Below are 21,925 nucleotides of genomic sequence, written 5' to 3' on the forward strand. Positions count from 1 at the left end.
CATCCCCCAGCGGTGAGCTTCCGGACAGGAGTGCATGATCCGGGGATCTGGCTTCCTCTTAGCTCGCGGGTGACTGCGTTAGAAAATCGATGACACTTGTCTGAGCGCAGCGAGTTGTGTCGTCGATTTTCTGCCCTTAGCAGTCTCCCGGGAGGTTAGAGGAACCATCCCCGCATCCCCGGCACTCCTGGCCGGAAACTCACCGCGTACCCTCGCCAACACACCTCAAAAATCCTTTTCCAGATTTTCACGGCACTCCTGGCCGGAAACTCACCGCGTACTCTCGCCAACACACCAAGCAAGCACATACACAAAAAACGCACGCCCTGCATACCGATCCTCCCTGCATGCAAAACGTGCATTTTCTAATCCAATCTCTATTACTCGTTCTTCAGATCCTCTTTCAGCTTACTAAAGAATCCTTTCTTCTTCCCTTCCTCCGGCGCAATTCCCTTCATCGCGTCATCAAACCGCTTCAGAGCCTCCTTCTGCTCCTCATTCAGCTTCTCCGGAACTGTAACAACAAGCGTTACATAATGATCACCGCGGATATTCTTATTTCTCAGGGACGGAACACCCTTACCGCGGAGACGTACCTTCGTGTCAGTCTGAGTTCCCGGTTTTACCTCGTACTCAACCTCACCGTCAACGGTCTTGATCTTGATCGGACCGCCGAGAGCTGCCGTTGCGAAAGAAATCGGTACAGTCGAGAAGATGGAAGTCTCCTGACGCATGAATACCGGGCTTCTGGATACAGTAACCTCAACGAGAAGGTCTCCTCTCTCGCCGCCGTTCGTACCCGGCTCACCCTTCCCGGCGATACGGATACTCTGTCCGTTATCGATACCGGCCGGGATCTTAACCTGGATCTTCTTCTTGCTGGAGATATATCCGGTGCCGTAGCAATCCGGGCATTTCTCCTTGACAACCTTACCGGTACCGCGGCAGTCCGGACATGTCTGGACATTCTGTACCTGGCCAAAGAACGACTGCTGTGTATAGACGATCTTACCCTTACCGTTACATTTCGGACAGGTGATCGGGGATGTACCAGGCTTTGCGCCGGTTCCGTGACACTTCGGACACTCATCCTTCAGGGTAAGCTCGATCTCCTTCTCACATCCGAAGATCGCCTCCTCAAACGTGATACGGACACCCGTTCTCAAATTTGCTCCGCGCATCGGACCATTGCTGCTTCTTCCGTATGCGGAACGTCCGCCAAAGAAATCTCCGAAGATATCTCCGAAAATGTCTCCCATATCGGCTCCGTTAAAGTCGAATCCGCCGTATCCGGCTCCGCCTGCGCCTCCGTCAAAGGCTGCATGACCGAACTGGTCGTACTTCTTTCTCTTTTCCGGATCACTTAAGACACTGTATGCCTCGGAAGCTTCCTTGAACTTTGCCTCCGCCTCTTTGTCTCCCGGGTTTGCGTCCGGATGATATTTCTTTGCAAGAACTCGATATGCTTTCTTTAACGCCGCTTCGTCCGCATCTTTCGGCACGCCGAGGACTTCGTAATAATCTCTCTTGGTCTCTGCCATTGCTTTCTTTACCTTTCTTGTTAATGAACGGTACCACGTACCTTTTGCGGAATTCTGCCGCCGGAAGATCTGCCTTCACACGCCGTAACCAGATAACGCCAGAACCCATTCCAGACATCACGGTTTTATCTTCTGCCGTGATAAATTTTCTCCGGATCATTCATCGTCCGGAAACAAGGCAGCCGAAAGAACGCCCGTTTGCGGGCGTCCTTCCGGATCTGCTTTGCCTGACAGACTATTTTCAGTCTGTCAATTTATTTTTCGTCTTAGACCTCTTTGTAGTCTCCGTCAACGACATCATCGCCGTAGCCTGCCTGGCTTGCGCTCTGACCTGCCTGCGGACCAGCCTGACCCTGGGCACCTGCTGCGCCCTGAGCTGCCTGAGCCTGCTCATAAACCTTGGAGAATAACTTCTGGGCACTGTTCATGAGTTTCTCTTTCGCCGCCTTAATCTCATCGACCTGAGCATCTGTCATCTGATCTGCCGGAGCTTTTGCGATTGCTTCCTTGAGGGCATTTAAGTCAGCCTCAACAGCAGTCTTGTCGTTTGCATCGATCTTGTCGCCGACTTCCTCGAGAGCTTTCTCTGTCTGGAATACCATGGAGTCAGCTTCGTTTCTCGCATCAATCGCTTCTTTTCTCTTCTTATCCTCAGCCTCGTAAGCTGCAGCTTCCTTAACAGCCTTATCGATATCATCCTTGGACATGTTGGAACCGGATGTGATCGTGATGTGCTGCTCTTTGCCTGTTCCAAGATCCTTAGCGGATACATTTACGATACCGTTTGCATCGATATCGAATGTAACTTCGATCTGCGGAACACCTCTTCTTGCCGGAAGGATACCATCAAGACGGAACTGGCCAAGAGTTTTGTTGTCCTTTGCGAACTCACGCTCACCCTGTACAACGTGGATATCTACAGCTGTCTGGTTATCAGCGGCTGTGGAGAAGATCTGGCTCTTTCTTGTCGGGATGGTTGTATTTCTCTCGATCAGCTTTGTTGCTACGCCGCCCATGGTCTCGATTGCAAGGGAAAGCGGAGTAACATCGAGAAGAAGGATGTCGCCGGCACCAGCATCGCCTGCTAACTTACCACCCTGGATCGCTGCACCGATGGCTACGCACTCATCCGGGTTTAAGGACTTACTCGGCTCTTTGCCTGTTAACTGTTTTACCTTCTCCTGTGCGGAAAGCATACGTGTGGAACCACCTACAAGGAGAACCTTGGAAAGATCTGCTGCTGTTAAGCCGGCATCTCTTAATGCATTCTGCACCGGGATCGCTGTTCTCTCGATGAGGTCGCTTGTGAGTTCATCGAATTTTGCTCTTGTAAGATTCATATCTAAGTGCTTCGGGCCATCAGCAGTTGCTGTGATGAACGGAAGGTTGATATTTGTTGTTGTTGCGGAAGAGAGTTCCTTCTTTGCTTTCTCAGCAGCTTCTTTTAATCTCTGAAGTGCCATCTTATCACCGGAAAGATCTACGCCCTCTGTCTTCTTGAACTCATCGATCATCCACTGTGTGACACGGTTATCGAAATCATCACCGCCGAGGTGTGTATCACCGTTCGTCGCAAGAACTTCAATAACGCCGTCACCGATCTCGATGATGGAAACATCGAATGTACCGCCGCCGAGGTCATATACCATGATCTTCTGCTCTTTCTCGTTGTCAAGGCCATAAGCAAGGGCTGCCGCTGTCGGCTCGTTGATGATACGCTTTACATCAAGACCGGCGATCTTACCTGCATCCTTTGTTGCCTGACGCTGGGCATCGTTGAAGTAAGCCGGAACTGTGATAACAGCTTCTGTTACCTTCTCACCGAGGTAGCTTTCAGCATCTGCTTTTAACTTCTGAAGGATCATCGCGGAAATCTCCTGCGGTGTGTACTTCTTGCCGTCGATGTCTACCTTGTAGTCAGTACCCATATGTCTCTTAATGGAGGAGATGGTTCTGTCAGCGTTTGTAACTGCCTGACGCTTTGCCGGCTCACCGACAAGTCTTTCTCCTGTCTTTGTAAATGCAACGATAGACGGTGTTGTTCTGACACCTTCTGTATTAGCGATAACTGTTGGTTTACCGCCTTCCATAACTGCTACGCAGCTGTTTGTTGTACCTAAGTCAATACCAATGATCTTGCTCATGATTTTTTCCTCCTGTTATATTTGGAATTAAGTGAATTTCAATGTTAATTTTGATACCGGATCGATCCGCACTTACGTGCTCTCACGATCCTTAGTTCGCAACCTGTACCATGCTGTGACGGACGATCGACTCTTTGTAGGTGTAACCCTTCTGAAGCTCAGCTGCCACAACATTTTCGCCGAGATTCTCATCCTCCACATGCATCACTGCGTTGTGGAAATTCGGATCAAACGGCTTTCCGACGGCCTCGATCGGCTTTACGCCAAGATCATCGAGCGTCTTTACAAACTGCTTATATATCTTTTCCATTCCCTCTGCAAATGCGGTTCCTTTCGCATCCTCCGGGATTGTGTTAAGACCTCTTTCAAAGTTGTCAACGATCGGAAGGATCTTTTCGATCACGTCCTTCGCGCCGATCTCATACATCGCGGACTTTTCCTTGTCCGTTCTCTTGCGGTAATTATCAAATTCCGCCATCGATCTTCTGAGTTTGTCATTTAACTCATCAATCTTCTCGTCCTTCGGATCCTTTTTCTTTTCCGGAGCTTTTTCCTTCTTTCCGGCATCCTCGGACTTCTCAGTTTCTTTATCAGTCTCAGAGGCTTTCGCTTCTTTCTCTTCGGAAGCTTCCGTCTCCTGGTTCTCTTTTTCTAACTCTTTCTCTTCCACTGCTCTCTTCACCTTTCATTTTTAAATGTTTCGTTCAGCTGCGCGACAAGCGATCGCAAGGTTGTTACGACTTTCTCGTAATCCATCCGCTTTGGTCCTACAATACCGATCGTTCCTCGCATTCCATCGCCGAGCGCATAATTTGCGGTTACGATGCTGCAGTCTTTCATGCTCTGGACCGGAGTTTCATCTCCGATGTAGACCTGGATCTCATTGTCCGGGTCATCGGTCTTATTCTGCTGCTGTTCATCGATCAGCCCACGGAGAAGTTCCTTATGTTCTAACGTGCTGATCAGCTGACTCGCTTTCTCTGTATCGGAAAGTTCCGGATATTTGAAAATATTGGTTGCCCCGCTCGTATAGATCTGAAGATCCTCATCCTGGGAACGGATCACTTCGCTGACCTCATTCAGGACCAGATCCACCACTCTTCTGTGGCTTCCGGCCTGCTCCTTCATCTTCGCGATCACACCAAGATTGATCTCCTCGATCGTCAGACCGTTCAGATTGCTGTTCAGGAGAATATTCAGATTCAGGATCTCCTCATCACTGAGTTCCTCATCAACCGTAACAAAAGAGTTCCGGATAATATTTCCTTCCACAACAATTACCACGAGAAGCTTATGCTCCTCAACTCTGGAGAGTTGGATAAATTTAAGCTTCGTCTGGCTGTAACTCGGTCCGCTGATCAGAGTCGCATAATTTGTATTCTTTGCGAGAACCTTTGCAAGCTGCTTCAAAAGCAGTTCCACGCGGTCAACCCGCTGGATCATCAGTTCCTGCATGTGCTCGACCTGACTGTCCTTCTCTTTAATGATCTGGTCAACATAAAACCGGTAACCCTTATCGGAAGGAATCCTTCCGGCTGAAGTATGCGGCTGAAGAATGTAACCAAGCTCTTCCAGATCAGACATCTCATTTCGGATCGTAGCGGAGCTGAGCTTCAGATCCGAGTATTTGGAAATCGTTCTGGATCCGACCGGCTCACCGGTCTCCAGGTACGTCTGGATAATCGCTTTCAAAATTTTCTCTTTTCTCTCATCCAGTTCCAAACCTCTCACCTCTTCTCTCTGATTTGCTAGCACTCTCTTTTGAGGAGTGCTAACATCTACAGTTGCTACTATATTACTTCGCAAGTTTTTTGTCAAGGGCTTTTGATAATTTTCACATTTTTTTCACAAATATAGGAATAATTCCTGTTTTATCCAGAAATCTCCCGGAAACCCCATAATTTCCCGCGCACTTTACCGACAGTAATCTTCCCCAACCAAACTATTTCCTTATAAGATATCGATTCTTCACACTCACTCCCGCAACTCCCCAGCGGTGAGGCTCCGGGCAAAAGTGCTTTGCTCCAGATATACACTTCCTCTTAATCCGCAGCTGACTGTGTTGAATACAAAATAGTACACGTCCGAGCGCAGGCAGCGAGTTATACCTCTTCCCTTCCTCCCGCCATCCCACAGCGGTGAGGCTCCGGGATGGCGTGCTTTGATCCGGGGATCTGGCTTCCTCTAAGCTCACGGGTGGCTGCGTTAGAAAATCGGCGACACTTGTCTGAGCGCAGCGAGTTGTGTCGTCGATTTTCTGCCCTTAGCAGCCGCCCGTGAGCTTAGAGGAACCATCCCCGCATCCCCTGCACGCTATCCCGGAACCTCACCGCGTACCCCCCCCCCCCGAAAACTTGACAAATAAAAAAATCCGTGTATAATACATATTTGTTTCCAAATTGTTACATATTTGTTACATCACAGCATATACTTTGTAACAGATATGAAACAAAAAAGAAAGGATATGTTATATGAAGAAAATCAGAATGACCATCAGTGTTTTAATAACCATCCTCGCGATGCTCCTAAACACCGTATGCGCCTTCGCAAGCACCTCGAAAAACTCTGGCCACCTCGACAGCATCGACGGAAATAAGATCTCCGGATGGGCGTGGAACTCCGCGGTCCCGGACACCCCGGTCTCCGTCACTGTTACCGTGGTCAACGCCCATACAGGCGACTCTCTCTTAGCAGAGACCGCCACCGCAGATATCGAACGCGATGACTTAAAGACAAGCGGCATCGGAAACGGCGCCCACGGCTTTGAGATCATGATCGACTGGTCCTCCATTCCGGACAACACCTACATGATCAAACTCAGCGTAAACGGACAGGCACTTCCGATCGCCTACCAGTACGATACCGAGACAGGTATCATCAAAAACGCGACTCTCGTCTCCTTAGGAACCTTCAAGACAACCGCCTACTGCCCATGCAGAAGCTGCTCCGAAGGATATGGACGCCTCACAAAAACAGGAACCCAGGCCACCGCGAGCCGCACCGTAGCCGTTGACCCGCGCGTCATCCCGCTCGGAAGCCATCTTCTCATCGACGGCGTCGAATATATCGCTGAGGACGTCGGCGGCGGCGTCAAAGGAAAACACATCGATATTTTTTACAACACACATTCGGAAACAAAAAATCACGGCGTGGAACGTTCTGAGGTCTATCTGATCCAGTCCTGATGCTCCGTTTTCTTACAAAAAGGTGATCTGCCATTGCGCAGGTCACCTTTTTTTACAGGAAAATCCGCGCTTCACAGACTTTAGCGCTCTGCCTTTCCGATTTCATTTTTTCTATGTTCTCATATACACAAAAAGGGAATCTCCATGGAGCATCCAGTCTCTCACGGAAGATTCCCTTTTATCCTTTGCTTTTTTAAACCGTATGTCCCTTGGCAACATAAAACGGCTGTGTATCCGTTCCCTTAAGCTCCTGTCCGACCTCGATCGTAACGTTCTTATCGGTAACAACGTAATCCAAGCGTCCGCCGGCCTTCACGACCGTATCCTGCATCAGGACACTGTTTCTGATCTTCGCGCCTTTCTCGATCTTGACGCCTCTGAAAAGAATACAGTTCTCAACATCTCCCTCGATCACACAGCCATCTGCAACGAGGTTATTTTTCGCCTTACATCCGGTAATGTATCTCGTCGGGTTGTCATCACGGATCTTTGTGTAGACCGGACCGCCGGTAAACAGCGCTTCCAGATTCTCATCGTCAAGAAGCTTCATATTCTCGTCAAAGTAGCTCTTCAGTCCGCAGATCCTTGCATAATATCCTTCATACTTGTACGCGCGGACGTTATATTTCTCCAGGCGCGGTGCAAGGATATCACGCTCAAAATAGGAATAGCCGCGTACAAACGCCGCATGGATCTTCTCGATCAGAGCTTCTCTTTCCATAATATAGATGTTCATGGAAAGATTCTGTTTTCCGCTCTCCTCGGAATTCATGAAGATCCTTTTCACACGCCCGTCCTCGAGCTTTAACGTGTAATACATGTCCCCATGGGCGCCCGCGTGGATCAGCTCCGCCGGGATCTCCTGCTCCGCGTAAGCGACAGTCACATCGGCGCCGCTCTCGATATGTGCCCTTAACATATCATTGAAATCAAAATCGACCGCAATATTTGCGTCGGTCATGATAACGTACTTTTCTTTCTTATTTTTAAGGAACTGCAGAATACTCTCCAGCGCTTCGACACGGCCGCTGTAGACCTTCATGTTCTTCTCCGCATACGGCGGGAAGATGCTGAGACCTCCGTTCTTTCTGAGAAGATCCCACTCACGGCCGGATCCCAGATGGTCCATCAGGGAATGGTAATTCTCGCGGACCACGATGGAGATATTGCTGATCCCGCAGTTTGCGAGACTCGAAAGGAGGAAATCGATGATCCGGTAACGTCCCGCGAACGGGATGGATGCCATCAGGCGGTCGCCCGCAAGTTCCGGCACCAGATTGTCATAACTGTTCGGGAAAATAATACCGATCGCATTTGCATTGGAATTTACCATTGTTCTTCACCGTCCTCCACATTTTTATTGACCATGGCGTTCGGGCCGATCTTTGCGCCCTTTCCGATTGTGATCCCGGATCCGATCGTCGCGACACCGTGTCCCTCATCCTTCGGCATGGAACCGACGATCGCATTCTCACCGATCACAACGTTCTCGGCAACGATGCAGTGTTCCACAACGGCACCGGCCTTGATGACGGTTCCACCCATGACAACGGCATCCTCGACCTTTGCACCTTTTTCTACCTTAACACCGGAGAACAGGATCGAATGCTTTACATTTCCATCAATCCGGCAGCCGTCTGTGATCATACAGTTCTCAACGACCGCGTTGGAGCCGATCTTATGTCCGGTCATGCCGCTGTTCCGGCTGTAGATCTTCCAATTCTCATCAAAGAGGTTGATCCCGCTGTGCTCCGGATCCAGAACCTCCATATTTGCCTCCCAGAGGGAAGAGATCGTTCCGACATCCTTCCAGTATCCCTCAAAGTGGTAGGCGTACATTTTTCGTCCGTCCTTCAGAAGGTTCGGGATAATGTTGTTTCCGAAGTCGTTCTCGGAGTTCGGATCCGCCTCGTCCTCGATCAGGTACTTCTTTAAGATATCCCAGTTGAAGATGTAGATTCCCATCGAAGCCAGGTTGGACTTCGGGTTCTTCGGTTTCTCCTGAAACTCCGTGATCCGGTCATCATCGTCTGCGACCATCAGGCCGAAGCGGGATGCCTCATCCCACGGGACCTCCATAACGGCAACGCTGAACTCCGCTCCTTTCTCCTTGTGGAAGCGGAGGAAATCACTGTAATCCTGCTTACAGATCTGGTCACCTGATAAGATGATCACATACTGCGGATCGTAGCGCTCGATAAACGGAATGTTCTGATAGATCGCGTTTGCGGTTCCCTTATACCAGTCGGAGCCGGACGCTTTCTGGTACGGCGGCAGTACATGGACTCCCCCGTAGAGACGGTCAAGATCCCACGGCTGACCGTTTCCGATATACTCATTCAACACCATCGGCTGGTACTGGGTCAGAATTCCAACGGTATCGATTCCTGAATTTACACAGTTCGAGAGCGGGAAGTCGATGATCCGATACTTTCCGCCGAAAGGAACTGCCGGTTTTGCAAGCTTCTGTGTCAGCGCGTAGAGTCTGGAGCCCTGTCCGCCGGCAAGGAGCATTGCGATCATTTCCTTAGCCATAAAAATATCCCCCTGTATTTCTGGATCGGTATTCTCCGTGCAAAATGCATAAAATCGCATTCTCAAGGATTGTATAAATTATAGCACATTTTCGCCGTTTTCGATAGCTTTTTATACATTTTTACCATACTTTTACTTTGCCTATATATATCTGTATTACTTTATACTCATAAAGTCAAAATTTCCCATAAATCTAAAAAACGCAGCCTCCGCAGGAACTTCAGTCCTGCAGAAACTGCGCCATGATATAGTTGCTCACATCGAGCCCGTAATCAGTCAGTACAAAGCGGTCGCCTTCAAAATGCGCGGCCTTTTCTTTCACGAATGTTTCCATCAGCCCCGGGTAGACTTCCTTTGCGGAGATCCCGAATCGTCTTTCAAATTCTGAAAGCGACACCCCGGCCGTCATCCGGAGCCCTACATAGAAGAATTCCTCTTCCATATCCTTCTTCGTCAGCTTTTCGATATCTGCAAACATTCCCGGCTTTTCTTCGAGGTACTGCTTCATATCCGGGTTCACGGTGAACCGGCAGCCGTCCAGATAGGAGGACGCCCCGAGTCCGAGTCCCAGGTACGGAACTCCGGTCCAGTAGCCGATGTTGTGGCGGCACTCCCGCCCCGGCTTTGCATAATTGGAAATCTCATACCGTTCGTATCCGCAGTCCTTTAAAAACCGCTTCGTCTCATGGTACATCTCCCGCTCGGAGTCCTCATCCGGAAGAAGTTTCCGCCCCTCTTCGCTCCCATATCGTTCACCGAACGGCGTTCCTTCCTCGATGATCAGGCTGTATGCGGAGATATGTTCCGGATCAAGATCCGTGACCCGCGAGAGCGTCTCCTTCCATGACTCACAGGTCTGTCCCGGAAGCGCCGACATGAGATCGATATTCAGGTTCGCAAACCCGCACTCGCGGGCCAGCGTAAAGCTCTCCAGAAATTCCGCCCAGGTGTGGATCCGCCCCAGAAGTTTTAACTCCCGGTCATTCGCCGACTGGAGACCGAAGCTCAGCCGGTTGATCCCAGCTTTCCGGTAATCCGTAAGTTTCTCCCGCGTCACCGTCCCGGGATTCGCCTCCATGGAGATCTCCGCGCCATCCGCGACATGAAACGCATGTCTGACATGTTCCATGATCTCCACGATCAGCCCAGAGTCCGGCACCGACGGGGTTCCGCCCCCGATAAAGATCGTCTCGACCGGGATCTCCCCGTATCGTTTTCCCATGACACCGATGTCTTCCATCAGCCGCTTTGCATACATTCTCTGCGTCTTGGCTCCTGACGGGAATGACAGGAAATCGCAGTAGGCACACTTTCTCACACAGAACGGCATGTGCAGATATAATTCCATGCCCCCGCTCATTTGAGCACCCCGCAGAGCATTTCGATCTCATCCTCAAACAGACAGTATCCCGGATCATGCGCTTTTACCGACGCAAGGACATCTTCGATCTTCATCCACTTTACGGACTCCACTTCTTCCTTCTGAAGTTTCAGGTCTTCGATCTCCACCGGTTTCTCATAGACGAAGACATGGCTCTTTTCATGGTTTTTAAAGATCTGTCCGCCAAATTCGCCCTCATAGCGCCCGTCGTGGACTCCCACAAGCCGCAGCTCTTCCGGTTTCGCTGTGATCCCAAGCTCTTCCTTCAGCTCTCTCAGCGCCGATTCCAGGTAGTCCTGTCCTGCCGGGATATGTCCGGCGCTGGAGATGTCATAACAGCCTGCGAAGGAATCCTTTTCCCCGCTCCGCTTCTGTAAAAGCAGGTCATGTCCTCCGTCCGCGCGTTTTCTCACGACCCAGACATGGCTCGTCCGGTGCCAGTCTCCGTGAAGATGGACCAGAGTCCGCCAGCGCACCTGACCGGACGGTTCCCCGTCTTCACGGAGCAGATCGAGAAGCTCCAACGGCTTTCCATCGAGGACCGCCTCCTTTAAAAGATCATCCTGATAGCGGAGTTTTAAGGAGAAAAACGGCGCATCTTCATCGAGAAGATAATGGAAGATCCGGTCGCCCTCCCACAGGTTCAGGCGGTCGATCTGCGTTTTCGGGACCCACTCCAGCGTTCCCTCATTGCATTCCGCGAGCTCCCCCGCAAAGCCGTCCGCCGTGTAGAGGAAAATGTACTCCATCTCCTCATCGTCATCGTTGTATACAAAAGTCAGGACGCCCCGGAGCCGGTAGTCTGTGAGCGTCAGACCGGTCTCCTCCTTCGTCTCCCTGAGGATACAGTCCTCCGGACTCTCCCCGCGTTCAAACTTTCCGCCGATGCCGATCCATTTGTCCTTATTGACGTCATGTTTCTTTTTGATCCGGTGGATCATCAGATATTTTTCATCTTTTTCGATATAACAAAGAGTTGTAAGTTTCATTGTGTACCTCACTCTGTTTTTTCAGGGTCTGTCTCCGTCAGGGAAACCGTTCTCCTTTCAGGAGATAAGTAACGGCAAAATCGGTCCGTTTCTATAGATTTGAAAAGAACCGCCGGTGACAGGACCTGCAGTCAGGAATTCGATCTCCGGTCCGGATACAGGAAAAGTCCATTTCTTATACCAGAAATGGACTTTTGCGTTTTTCCCCTGCTGCGGCGCAGACAGGGAGTATTCTGGACTATATCCTTTTGTCTGTCAGACTGTATTTTTCCAGCTTTTTCCAGAATCCGGCAGAATCTATCCTGCCAATCGATCTCTGATTTTTAAAATCGCTGTTCTTCCCTCTGCCGTCTACTCCTCATCCAGCTTCAGGACGCTCATGAACGCCTTCTGCGGGATCTCCACATTTCCGACCTGGCGCATACGCTTCTTTCCTTCCTTCTGCTTCTCGAGAAGTTTCTTCTTTCGGGAAATATCGCCGCCGTAGCACTTCGCGAGGACATCCTTTCTCATCGCTCTGACGGTCTCACGCGCGATGATCTTTCCGCCGACGGCCGCCTGGATCGGGATCTCAAATAAGTGTTTCGGGATCTCATCCTTTAACTTCTCGCACATCTTTCTTCCGCGCTCGTAGGCGGAACCTTCGAAGACGATGAAGGAAAGGGCATCGACCGCCTCTTTGTTGATCAGGATATCGAGTTTGACAAGCTCGGACTTCTCGTATCCCTTTAACTCGTAATCGAAGGACGCGTAACCGCGGGATCTGGATTTCAGCGCATCGAAGAAATCGTAGATGATCTCGTTTAACGGAAGCTCATATTTTAAGAGTGCACGAGTCTCTTCCATATATTCCATTCCGAGGTAAACGCCGCGGCGCTCCTGGCACAGCTGCATGATCGCACCGACAAATTCGGTCGTGACCATGATCTCTGCGGAGACGATCGGCTCTTCCATATAGTCGATCTCGGACGGATCCGGCATGTTGGACGGGTTCGTGAGGTCGATCACCTCTCCGTTCGTCTTGTGGATCCGGTATACAACGCCCGGAGCCGTTGTGACAAGGTCGAGGTTGTACTCGCGCTCTAAGCGCTCCTGGATGATCTCCAAGTGTAAAAGTCCAAGGAATCCGCAGCGGAATCCGAATCCAAGAGCGATGGATGTCTCCGGCTCAAAGAACAGGGACGCGTCATTTAACTGTAATTTTTCCAGGGCGTCACGAAGCTCCGGATATTTCGCTCCATCCGCCGGGTAGAGACCGCAGTAGACCATCGGAGTGACTTTCTTATATCCCGGAAGCGGTGCTGCACATGGATTTAAGCGGTTCGTCACCGTATCGCCGACACGGGTATCTTTTACGTTCTTGATGCTGGCGGTAATATAACCTACCATACCGGCGCGGAGCTCATCGCACGGGATAAACTGGCCTGCGCCAAAGTATCCGACCTCCACGACATCGTAGGAAGCGCCCGTCGCCATCATCTGGATCGGGGTTCCTTTCTTAACGGTTCCCTCTTTCACACGGCAGAACACGATAACGCCGCGGTAGGAATCGTAGAGGGAGTCGAAGATCAGGGCCTGGAGAGGTGCCTCCGGATCTCCCTTCGGAGCCGGGATCTTGTGGACGATCGCCTCTAAAACATCTTCGATATTTAAGCCCATCTTTGCGGAGATCCTCGGCGCATCGTGAGCCTCAAGTCCGATCACGTCCTCGATCTCCTCCGCCACACGGTCCGGATCGGCGCTCGGAAGGTCGATCTTATTGATGACCGGGACAACGTCGAGGTCATGGTCAAGGGCGAGGTAGACGTTCGCAAGTGTCTGCGCCTCGATTCCCTGGGCCGCGTCAACGACAAGGATCGCGCCGTCACAGGCCGCAAGGCTTCGGGATACCTCATAGTTAAAGTCCACATGACCTGGGGTATCGATCAGGTTGAAGATATACTCTTCGCCGTCCTTCGCCTTATAGACAGTGCGGACAGCCTGGGATTTGATCGTGATGCCGCGCTCGCGCTCGAGCTCCATATTGTCGAGAACCTGCGCCTGCATCTCACGGCTCGTTAAAAGACCGGTCTTCTCGATAATGCGGTCCGCCAGCGTGGATTTACCGTGATCGATGTGGGCAATGATACAGAAATTTCTGATTTTATCCTGGGAATAATGAACCATTCATGTTCCTCTCTTCTTTTTTACTTCTGCAGGGATCCGGCGCCCTGAGACAGCCGGTTTCCTGCACATCTTTCTTCGTAACTGTTCAGTCCCTCACAGTTACGAGCAAAAATCCATTCCAAATCGGCTTCGCCGATGGGATTTTTGCCTTCAAGCCTGTGTTTTGTTACGGTCAGCGCAGCAAGTGCGCAGACCTACTGAATAATTACCTTTCTTCTATATTTATCGCATTCATTTTCCCATCAGATTCCCTGAGCAGGCTGATGGGGGCAGAAATGGCAATTTATCATATTAAATATAGCATTATTTGCCTTCATGCGCAAGCAGTTCTGAACATGACCGCCCGCAGATTTTGCCGGTTTTTCCGGGAACCATGGTCTCACTTTCAGTATTTATGATCCCGGGTCTTCCTTCGCAAATATTTACCTTGCGATTTTTCATTTTTACAGGTTTTGTTAAAGCAATTGACATTCCAACCGTTCTGATTTAGACTTTAATTAACATTCTTTACATGAACTTGACATTCATTTCATTGACTGGGATTTCTGCTCCCGGTCCCTCTTTTGTCACCCGTCCACCATTTTCCTGCTGCGATATCCGGACAAGATCCTGCATGACTCTCCATTTTGGAAACATATCCGGTAACTACTGCAGCCTTTTGCGTCACGCCAAGGAGAACCCGCTATGAACCATACCCCTAAAAAACAAAAATCCATGGACATGACATCCGGTTCCATCACGAAACTTCTCATCATGTTCGCGGTTCCGCTTGTGATCGGAAATCTCTTTCAGCAGCTCTACAACACCGTAGACAGCCTCGTCGTCGGAAACTTCGTCGGCTCCCACGCCCTCGCCGCTGTTGGGTCCACAACAAGTATCATCAACATGATCGTCATGTTCTTCACAGGAACTTCCGTCGGCGCCGGCGTCGTGATCAGCCGCTACTACGGAGCGCACGATGATGAAAAACTCCACATCGCAGTCGAGACGACGATGGCGCTGACTTTCATCTGCGGAATTCTCCTGACCGGACTCGGCATCTGGGTCACCCCGTATATGCTGGAATTCATGTCCACACCGGAGGATGTCCTTCCGTCTGCGTCCGTGTACCTTGAAATCTATTTTTCCGGCGTGTTCGGTCTTCTTGTATACAATATGGGAAGTGCGATCCTGCGCGCGGTGGGCGATACGAAACGTCCCCTCTACTTCCTCTGTCTCTCCAGCGTCATGAACATCGCGCTCGACCTCCTCTTTGTGGTCGGCTTCGGAATGGCGATCGAGGGCGTTGCCTACGCGACGATCATCTCCCAGTTCATCTCCGCTGCCCTGGTACTCGTCGTTCTCTCCCGCAGCACGGAAAATTACAGACTTACCTGGCGTGATCTGCGGATCGACAAAGGAATCTTCAAGCAGATCCTCATGATCGGACTTCCGACCGGATTCCAGCAGTCGCTGACCTCATTCTCAAACGTGTATGTCCAGTCCTACATCAACACCTTCGGTTCGAGCTGTATGGCCGGATGGAGCAGTTATTCGAAGATCGACCAGTTCGTCTTTCTTCCGATGCAGAGTATCGGTCAGGCTTCCACGACCTTCATGAGTCAGAACCTCGGTGCCGGAAACCTTCCGAGGGCAAAAAAAGGAACCGGTGTCGCGATGCGCCTCGCTCTCATTATCACGTTCGCAAGCGCCGCCGTCCTCTTCCTGTTCGCCCCGAGCCTTGTCGCGATCTTTAACCAGGAGCCGGATGTGGTCCGCTACGGAACCATGTTTCTCCGGATGAACGTCTTCATGCTCGCGTTCTGCTGCCCGAACCAGGTTGTCGCAGGAGCCATGCGAGGAGCCGGTGATTCCAGAACTCCGATGCTGATCATGCTGTTCTCCTTTGTCCTGTTCCGCCAGATCTATCTCTATATTGCGACCTCGATCTGCAACACGGCCGCAGTTGTCGGCTTCGGTTATCCGATCGGATGGATCGTGGCATCCATTCTCGTCGAGCTTTATTATATGTCCGGAAAGTGGGAAAAGAAGATCAGTATGTAAGGAAATCCCGGCAGTCACCTGGCCTTCGGATTTTTTAATCTCCCTGTCCATGATCCAACACAAGATCCAGGATATCTGCAAGCGGCTCCATCGCCGCCTTCGCCTCCGCGTATGTGTTTGTCTGCGCGCCCACCTCGATCAGGGCGGAGCGCGCCCGGACATGCTCATTATAGCGGAGGCCTTTTAAATAGATCTTTCTCATCAGTCCCGGATATTTTCCATCCGCCAGAAGCTGCATCTGGAAGCTGAATGCCAGGTTTTCTCTGAGATTCGGATTCGGAAGATATTCGATCGGTCCGTCCGGGCTCATGGACGTCCCATTGAAAAACATGAGTTTTGCCGTCTCTCTCCCGCCGAGTTCCGTCACAAGTCTCGTCCCATCCGCAACGCCGTCCCTGTGGATATCTAAAACCACTTCGATGGACGGATATTTCTGTAAAAGTCCCGTGATCCCATCAAGCGCATAGGTATACGCCGCACTCCGGTCCAGCTTTCCGTCCCGATAATCGTAAACACTCTCATCATGAAACACGTTGTAACCGCGTTCCCGCAAAAGGACCGCCAGTTCCTCCCCCAGATGGATCACATCCGCCTCCGGATTTTCCGGATAATCCGCGTAAGTCTCCTGGGAGTGGGTGTGGTAGATCAGGATCTGCGGACTGTCCGCATTCTTTTCGATGGAAAGATCGGTGGACAGAAATGTTTCTGCCTGCATCAGATCACGGCTCGCCGTCGTGGTCGGATGGACATTATAGAATTTTTTCATCAGATAGTCGTAATCATTCAGTTTTTCTAATATAATGCCGGAATTTCCGGTGTTGAAAATTCCGGATGCCAGGAGATTGTCATCCGATGCAGCTCTTTCCTCATGAAGCTGCCCGCTTTCGGTTTGTTCTGACAGACTGCTTTCGTCTAGTCCTCCGTTCATCCCCTCTTTTATTCCCTCGTTCGCATTTCCGCCTTCCTGTATTGTTTGCCCGCTTTCGTCCCCGTTTTCCTGTATCATTTTCCCGCTTTCGTCCCTGTATTCTTCCTCTCCAGCCTCCCTGCCTGCGATCCATTCCGCCCGCATCGCCTCGTTCTCATTTTCGATCCCGAAGATTTCTTCATACTCCGCATTCAGCCCGCTGTTTTCATTTTTCCGACTTTCCCGGAAAAACGATACGCCTTCATCTTCTTTCCACGCAGGAAGAAATCCCCGCACAATATCGTCAGCGATCTGTACCGCATGATCCTCATAAAATTTACCCAGCGAAACCGAAAAAACTTTTCTCCCCAGATATAAAACTGCCGCACATACCGCCGCGATCCCGATCCACAGCCCGGCATACCGGAGGACTCCCAGTAAATTCCCGAACATCTGCACGACAAACCGGCGGTCCGCCTGAAGCATCCGCTTAAAATAGTACCATCTCCGCCTCATCCTTACCGCCCGGCCCGCCGTTTCCTTACATTTTATGTGCAAGAGCGGTGATTCAGTACCTTTACGCCCGATCGCCGGATACCAATCAAGTCTGCTGCTTTTTTCGAGTACATCACGCTATCGCTGCTGAAGAAATCGCATTTTCTTCGCTGGATTTTTCTTATCTCATTTCGGATAAATTTCGCACACACTTTCCATCAGCTCCTGTAACGGAATCATTTTTCGTAACTGTTCATTACACGCCTACAGAAAGTTCCCCTGGAGTTTCCCTTCGGATGCATGGCAGATTTATTATGTTCAGCGCAGCAAGTGCACAGATCTGCTGAACAGTTACCCTTTTTCATTTATTGTAAAACAGCGCCCCATGGATTGCCTCCGATATCGTATAGCTCAGAAAATCCACCCGCTCATCAATATCGTGCGGAGTCACATACATGGGACCAAGATCCGGTTTTAAAAGTTCCTTGACGAGTTCAAAAGCCTCCTCAACCCGGAGCATTTCCGGTATCATCCGCTTTTCCTCTCTTCTCCGGGGCTCTTCCTTCGTCCATTTTCCACCGTTTTTTCGCGTTTCCTTATCTTCCTCTGTTTCTTCGGTCTTGATTGCTTCTTTCTTCGTTTTTTCTTTCTTTGTTCCTTTCTCCTCATCACCGGATCCGCATTCCACCCGCTCTCTCAGCATCTCCGTCATCGCCCCGACCGTGTCGTACACGATCGCCGCCGCCCCGACAACCATCGGAATCCCGATCGCAAAGACCGGGATCCCCAGCGTCTCCTCCGTCAGCCCGCTCCGGTGATTTCCGACCCCGGATCCCGGTCGGATCCCCGTATCGGCAAGCTGCACCGTGACTCCGAGTCTCCCCGCACTCCTAGCCGCCAGCGCATCCACAACGATAACGGCATCCGGCTCTGTCTCCCGCACGATCCCCTTTACGATCTCCGCCGTCTCCATCCCCGTCTGCGCCATGACTCCCGGTGTGATCCCACTCAGGATCGGATATCCATGCTTCCAGCAAAAATCCGTCCCGTACTCCATCGCCAGATGCCGCGTCGCCTGGAGATGCTCCAGCACCTTCGGTCCCAGCGCATCCGGCGTCGCCTCCGGATTTCCAAGCCCCACGACCAGCGTCCTCACCGGCCGCTCCATCCGCTCCGCCTCAAGCCCATGATCCACAAACATCCCCCGCAAAAGCCCCGATAACTCCTCCGAGACCTCCCTGTGGTAATCCTCGTCCTTCTTCGCAAGCGACGGCGCATCCAGCGTCAGATACACACCGACCGGCTTTCCGAGCGCCTCTTCCCCTCTCTCATCACACACCAAGACCTCCGTCACCCGGATCCCTGCGTCCGCCGCTTCCCACTCCCGCATCCGGACCCCCGCGATCTCACTCCCGCTCTCCCAGACCCGCTCCCGCTCCTCGATCGCCAGATCCGTCCGCACCACAAAATCAACATCCGCCTGCCTCATAGCATCTTCTCCTTCCTACCCACGAAAAGTAACCAGACTCAGTTATAGTGCCCGCGCACTATAACTCGATTTTGCCGATGCTTCGCATTCCAAATCGGCAAAATCCACGACCTCCACTGTATCATACGGAATTTTCAGTTCTGAAAATTCCTATCAAAGAAAAGTAACCATTCTCTCCTATTTTTCTCTCGAAAAAAGCAATTTATGTATTGACATCCTGGGAAATATTCGCTAGAATGTAATAGTATGTTTACATTGAACTGTCCGTGTCCAGGCTTTGATGCAAAACAAACAGAGATAATTTTTAAAATAATATGGAGGTGTACAGATTGGCTAACATCAAATCTGCAAAGAAAAGAATCGTAGTAGCAGAGACAAGAGCTGCTAGAAACAAAGCAATCAGATCCAAAGTGAAAACTTTCGTTAAGAAGGTAGAAGCTGCAATTACTGCTGGCGACAAGGCTGCTGCACAGGCTGCACTTCTTGCTGCTACAAGCGAGATCGACAAGGCTACTTCCAAGGGCGTATATCACAAGAATACCGCTTCCAGAAAAGTATCCCGTTTGGCTAAAGCTGTAAGCGCAATGGCTTAATTATCATCGAACTGGATTATTACGCATAAATAAAAAAGAATCGCTGATTCCGAGGGTGTGTCGGAACCGGCGGTTCTTTTTTTCACTCCCGCCACTACACAGCGCAGGTATGGCTTCAGACTCAGGCGCCTGATTCCGGGGGCTTTGGCTTCCTCTTGGCTCGCGGGAAAATGCGTTGGAGAACAGAGGGCACTTGTCTGAGCGCAGCGAGTTGTGCCCTCTGTTCTCCGCCCTTAGCATTTTTTCGCAAGCCTAGAGGAACCGCCCCAGAAATCCACTCGCGCCTGTGGCTGAAGCCATACCTGCGCGTCCCCTCGCCAATCCAACACCCAGCGCCGGTCTGCCTTCAGACTCAGACGCCTGATTCCAGGGGCTCTGGCTTCCTCTTGGCTCGCGGGAAAATGCGTTGGAGAACAGAGGGCACTTGTCTGAGCGCAGCGAGTTGTGCCCTCTGTTCTCCGCCCTTAGCATTTTTTCGCAAGCCTAGAGGAACCGCCCCCGGAATCCACTCGCGCCTGAGTCTGAAGGCAGGCCGGCGCGTACCTTTCGCCAAGTTTCTAAAGCTAACTTTCCGCCATACCTACCGGTACTTCCTAGCGATCAACAACTCCACCGCCAACCGATCCGACAACCTCCCCGTCTTCACCGCTTCCTCCGATTCCACGCAAAACTCCACATAAGAAAGGATCTGCTCCCGCGAAAACGCCCTCGCCTGCGCGATCAGCTTCCCCGCCACAAACGGCGGCACCTTCACCTTCGAAGCGATCTCCCCCTTCTGGGCGCCCTTCCCCGCAAGCTCCTTCACCTGCAGAAGCTGGTTAAACTGCTTCGCGATCAGAAACATGATCCTCATCGGCGGCTCCTTCAAAGTCAGAAGATCCTCATAGAGATCCATTGCCTTCCTCGTATTCCCCGCGACGATCGCCGTCACCATCTCAAAGATCCGGTTCGTGACATGAACCGTCCCGACCGCCTCGACGTCCTCCTTCGTGATCACCTCGCGCCCCATCGTGTAGCAGATCAGCTTCTCCAGCTCCATCCGGATATTCTCCATATCATCCCCGGTCCGCTCCATAAAATACTCCATGACCTGGCGAGTGATCTTCTTCCCGTCCTTTGCGAGGATCCCCGCCGCCCAGCGCATGAGCTGATCCGCATCCTGCTTCTTTAACTCTGCCGCATATCCATTGTCCTTGACCTTCTTATAAAGCTTGTTCCTCTTATCGACCTCGCTTTCCACAAAGACCATGCAGGTCGATTCCGGGATCTCCGCGATATAATTCACAAGCTCCTCCGGCGCACTGTTCTTGAAAAATCCGCTGCCGTCGACCATCACAAGCCGCCGCTCAGCAAAAAAAGGCATGGTGTCCGCGAGACTTATGATCTCCTTCACGTCCGGCCCCTTGCCCTCAAAATAGTTGTAATTCATCGTGTCATCCCCGGCAATCGCCTCCCGGAGACGCTTTTTATAACTGTTCACAAGAAACGGTTCATCCCCAAACAGCAGATAGACCCGCTTAAATGTTTTCTCTTTGATATCCTGGTTTAATGTCTGCATAACCGCCTCCGTGAACTGTACATTTGATCATTTTCTGCCATCCATTCTATCAGAGATGCCACTGCTGGTCAAGCTGCGCCTTTTCCCCTGTCACTGGCCCCTGTCGCTTGATATACGAAAAGCGACCATATTGTTACAATATGATCGCCCTTTTTCGTTGCTCTATTCCCAACCTGTTCTCAATGCTTTCTCAGCACATACCCCAGCCTGTCCACATCGAAATTGATCACCTGCTCCGCCGGAAAATCAAGTTCCTCTAACAGCACCATCGAATCCTCAAAATGTCCGATCTCATAGCAGATATGGCTGTCTGTCCCCATGAGCACCATGGTGTGATACTTTTTGCATGCCTCCAGGACCTTCCTGATATTTTTCGGTCCGTTGATCCTCGTCGAAAGCGGATTTAACGACCCGTTGTTGAGCTCGATGGCCGTATGGTTTTCCGCAGCTGCAGCCGCAACCTCATCCGGATCGATCGGATACCGGTCATCATCCGGATGACCGATGACCGTCACATTCAGGTTCTCGGCAGCGCCCACGAGCGCCGCCGTATTCTTCACGATCCCAAGATTTGCGATACACGGTGTATGAAGACTTGCAATGATGTAATCCATCTTTGAGAGGATCGGCTCTTCCACATCGATTGAGCCGTGTTCATCAAAAATATTCGCCTCGATCCCGTTCACCAGGCGGACCCCATCCACCTCCTTCGGAATCACCTTAAAATTTTGGAAATAGATGAGCGGTGCCGTTCCCGGCATCATCCGCGCGTGCTCACTCGTTCCAAGGACCTCAAGCCCCATCTTTTTCGCCTCTTCCAGGTTCTCCTTCAGCGTACTGTACGCATGTCCGCTGGCCAGCGTGTGCGTGTGCAGATCCATCAGTGCTCTCAGTTCCAT

16 protein-coding genes are annotated in these 21,925 nt (G+C 51.1%); 3 read left to right on the forward strand and 13 right to left on the reverse strand.

From position 1 onward, the window contains the following. Positions 1–380: 380 nt before the first annotated feature. The 4 genes from dnaJ to hrcA all read right to left on the reverse strand — a co-directional run bounded on the left by dnaJ (position 381) and on the right by hrcA (position 5,416). A complete protein-coding gene (gene dnaJ, locus ACI3EW_RS11810; protein WP_118299190.1) occupies positions 381–1,541 on the reverse strand; it encodes a molecular chaperone DnaJ in 1,161 nt (386 codons plus the stop codon). Between the two features lie 266 nt (positions 1,542–1,807). Then, positions 1,808–3,685, reverse strand: coding sequence for a molecular chaperone DnaK (gene dnaK / locus ACI3EW_RS11815; protein ID WP_118299191.1), 1,878 nt, complete (start codon positions 3,683–3,685; stop codon positions 1,808–1,810). 91 nt (positions 3,686–3,776) lie between these two features. Then, on the reverse strand, positions 3,777–4,355 hold the full coding sequence (grpE, locus tag ACI3EW_RS11820; RefSeq protein WP_243022267.1) for a nucleotide exchange factor GrpE: 579 nt from the start codon (positions 4,353–4,355) through the stop codon (positions 3,777–3,779). A gap of 8 nt (positions 4,356–4,363) precedes the next feature. After that, on the reverse strand, positions 4,364–5,416 hold the full coding sequence (gene hrcA, locus ACI3EW_RS11825; RefSeq protein ID WP_118299193.1) for a heat-inducible transcriptional repressor HrcA: 1,053 nt from the start codon (positions 5,414–5,416) through the stop codon (positions 4,364–4,366). A gap of 740 nt (positions 5,417–6,156) precedes the next feature. Here hrcA and ACI3EW_RS11830 point away from each other — a divergent pair. Then, positions 6,157–6,870: a 3D domain-containing protein gene (locus ACI3EW_RS11830; RefSeq protein WP_405578387.1), complete on the forward strand. Its 714-nt coding sequence runs from the start codon at positions 6,157–6,159 to the stop codon at positions 6,868–6,870. Positions 6,871–7,063: 193 nt separating this feature from the next. Here ACI3EW_RS11830 and glgD read toward each other — a convergent pair whose 3' ends face one another. The 5 genes from glgD to lepA all read right to left on the reverse strand — a co-directional run bounded on the left by glgD (position 7,064) and on the right by lepA (position 13,941). Continuing rightward, on the reverse strand, positions 7,064–8,203 hold the full coding sequence (gene glgD / locus ACI3EW_RS11835) for a glucose-1-phosphate adenylyltransferase subunit GlgD (RefSeq protein WP_118530799.1): 1,140 nt from the start codon (positions 8,201–8,203) through the stop codon (positions 7,064–7,066). Next, complete coding sequence (locus ACI3EW_RS11840) at positions 8,197–9,405, reverse strand: glucose-1-phosphate adenylyltransferase (protein ID WP_118530796.1); 1,209 nt, start codon at positions 9,403–9,405, stop codon at positions 8,197–8,199. Before ACI3EW_RS11840 ends, glgD begins: the two co-directional genes overlap by 7 nt. Positions 9,406–9,625: 220 nt before the next feature. Then, positions 9,626–10,765 carry a radical SAM family heme chaperone HemW gene (gene hemW, locus ACI3EW_RS11845; RefSeq protein WP_483879991.1) on the reverse strand — a complete coding sequence of 380 codons (1,140 nt, stop codon included), beginning with the start codon at positions 10,763–10,765 and terminating at the stop codon, positions 9,626–9,628. Next, positions 10,762–11,775, reverse strand: a complete 1,014-nt coding sequence (locus ACI3EW_RS11850; protein ID WP_405578394.1) for an NUDIX domain-containing protein — start codon at positions 11,773–11,775, stop codon at positions 10,762–10,764. Before ACI3EW_RS11850 ends, hemW begins: the two co-directional genes overlap by 4 nt. A gap of 351 nt (positions 11,776–12,126) precedes the next feature. Then, positions 12,127–13,941: a translation elongation factor 4 gene (lepA, locus tag ACI3EW_RS11855; protein ID WP_118515568.1), complete on the reverse strand. Its 1,815-nt coding sequence runs from the start codon at positions 13,939–13,941 to the stop codon at positions 12,127–12,129. A gap of 684 nt (positions 13,942–14,625) precedes the next feature. Here lepA and ACI3EW_RS11860 point away from each other — a divergent pair. After that, entirely contained in the window at positions 14,626–15,984 is a 1,359-nt protein-coding gene (locus ACI3EW_RS11860) for an MATE family efflux transporter (RefSeq protein ID WP_118530780.1), read from the forward strand. A 34-nt stretch (positions 15,985–16,018) separates the two neighbouring features. Here ACI3EW_RS11860 and ACI3EW_RS11865 read toward each other — a convergent pair whose 3' ends face one another. Then, entirely contained in the window at positions 16,019–17,407 is a 1,389-nt protein-coding gene (locus ACI3EW_RS11865; RefSeq protein ID WP_405578399.1) for a stage II sporulation protein P, read from the reverse strand. A 340-nt stretch (positions 17,408–17,747) separates the two neighbouring features. Continuing rightward, positions 17,748–18,875 carry a GPR endopeptidase gene (gene gpr / locus ACI3EW_RS11870; protein WP_118530776.1) on the reverse strand — a complete coding sequence of 376 codons (1,128 nt, stop codon included), beginning with the start codon at positions 18,873–18,875 and terminating at the stop codon, positions 17,748–17,750. A 329-nt stretch (positions 18,876–19,204) separates the two neighbouring features. Here gpr and rpsT point away from each other — a divergent pair, with 329 nt between their 5' ends. Continuing rightward, complete coding sequence (gene rpsT, locus ACI3EW_RS11875; RefSeq protein ID WP_021905348.1) at positions 19,205–19,468, forward strand: 30S ribosomal protein S20; 264 nt, start codon at positions 19,205–19,207, stop codon at positions 19,466–19,468. Positions 19,469–20,048: 580 nt separating this feature from the next. Here rpsT and holA read toward each other — a convergent pair. Next, entirely contained in the window at positions 20,049–21,026 is a 978-nt protein-coding gene (gene holA / locus ACI3EW_RS11880; RefSeq protein WP_118515570.1) for a DNA polymerase III subunit delta, read from the reverse strand. A gap of 179 nt (positions 21,027–21,205) precedes the next feature. Next, complete coding sequence (locus tag ACI3EW_RS11885; protein ID WP_252197495.1) at positions 21,206–21,925, reverse strand: phosphatase; 720 nt, start codon at positions 21,923–21,925, stop codon at positions 21,206–21,208.

The sequence above is a fragment of the Pilosibacter rotomagensis genome, from assembly GCF_045062245.2.
Taxonomy (GTDB): domain Bacteria; phylum Bacillota; class Clostridia; order Lachnospirales; family Lachnospiraceae; genus Pilosibacter.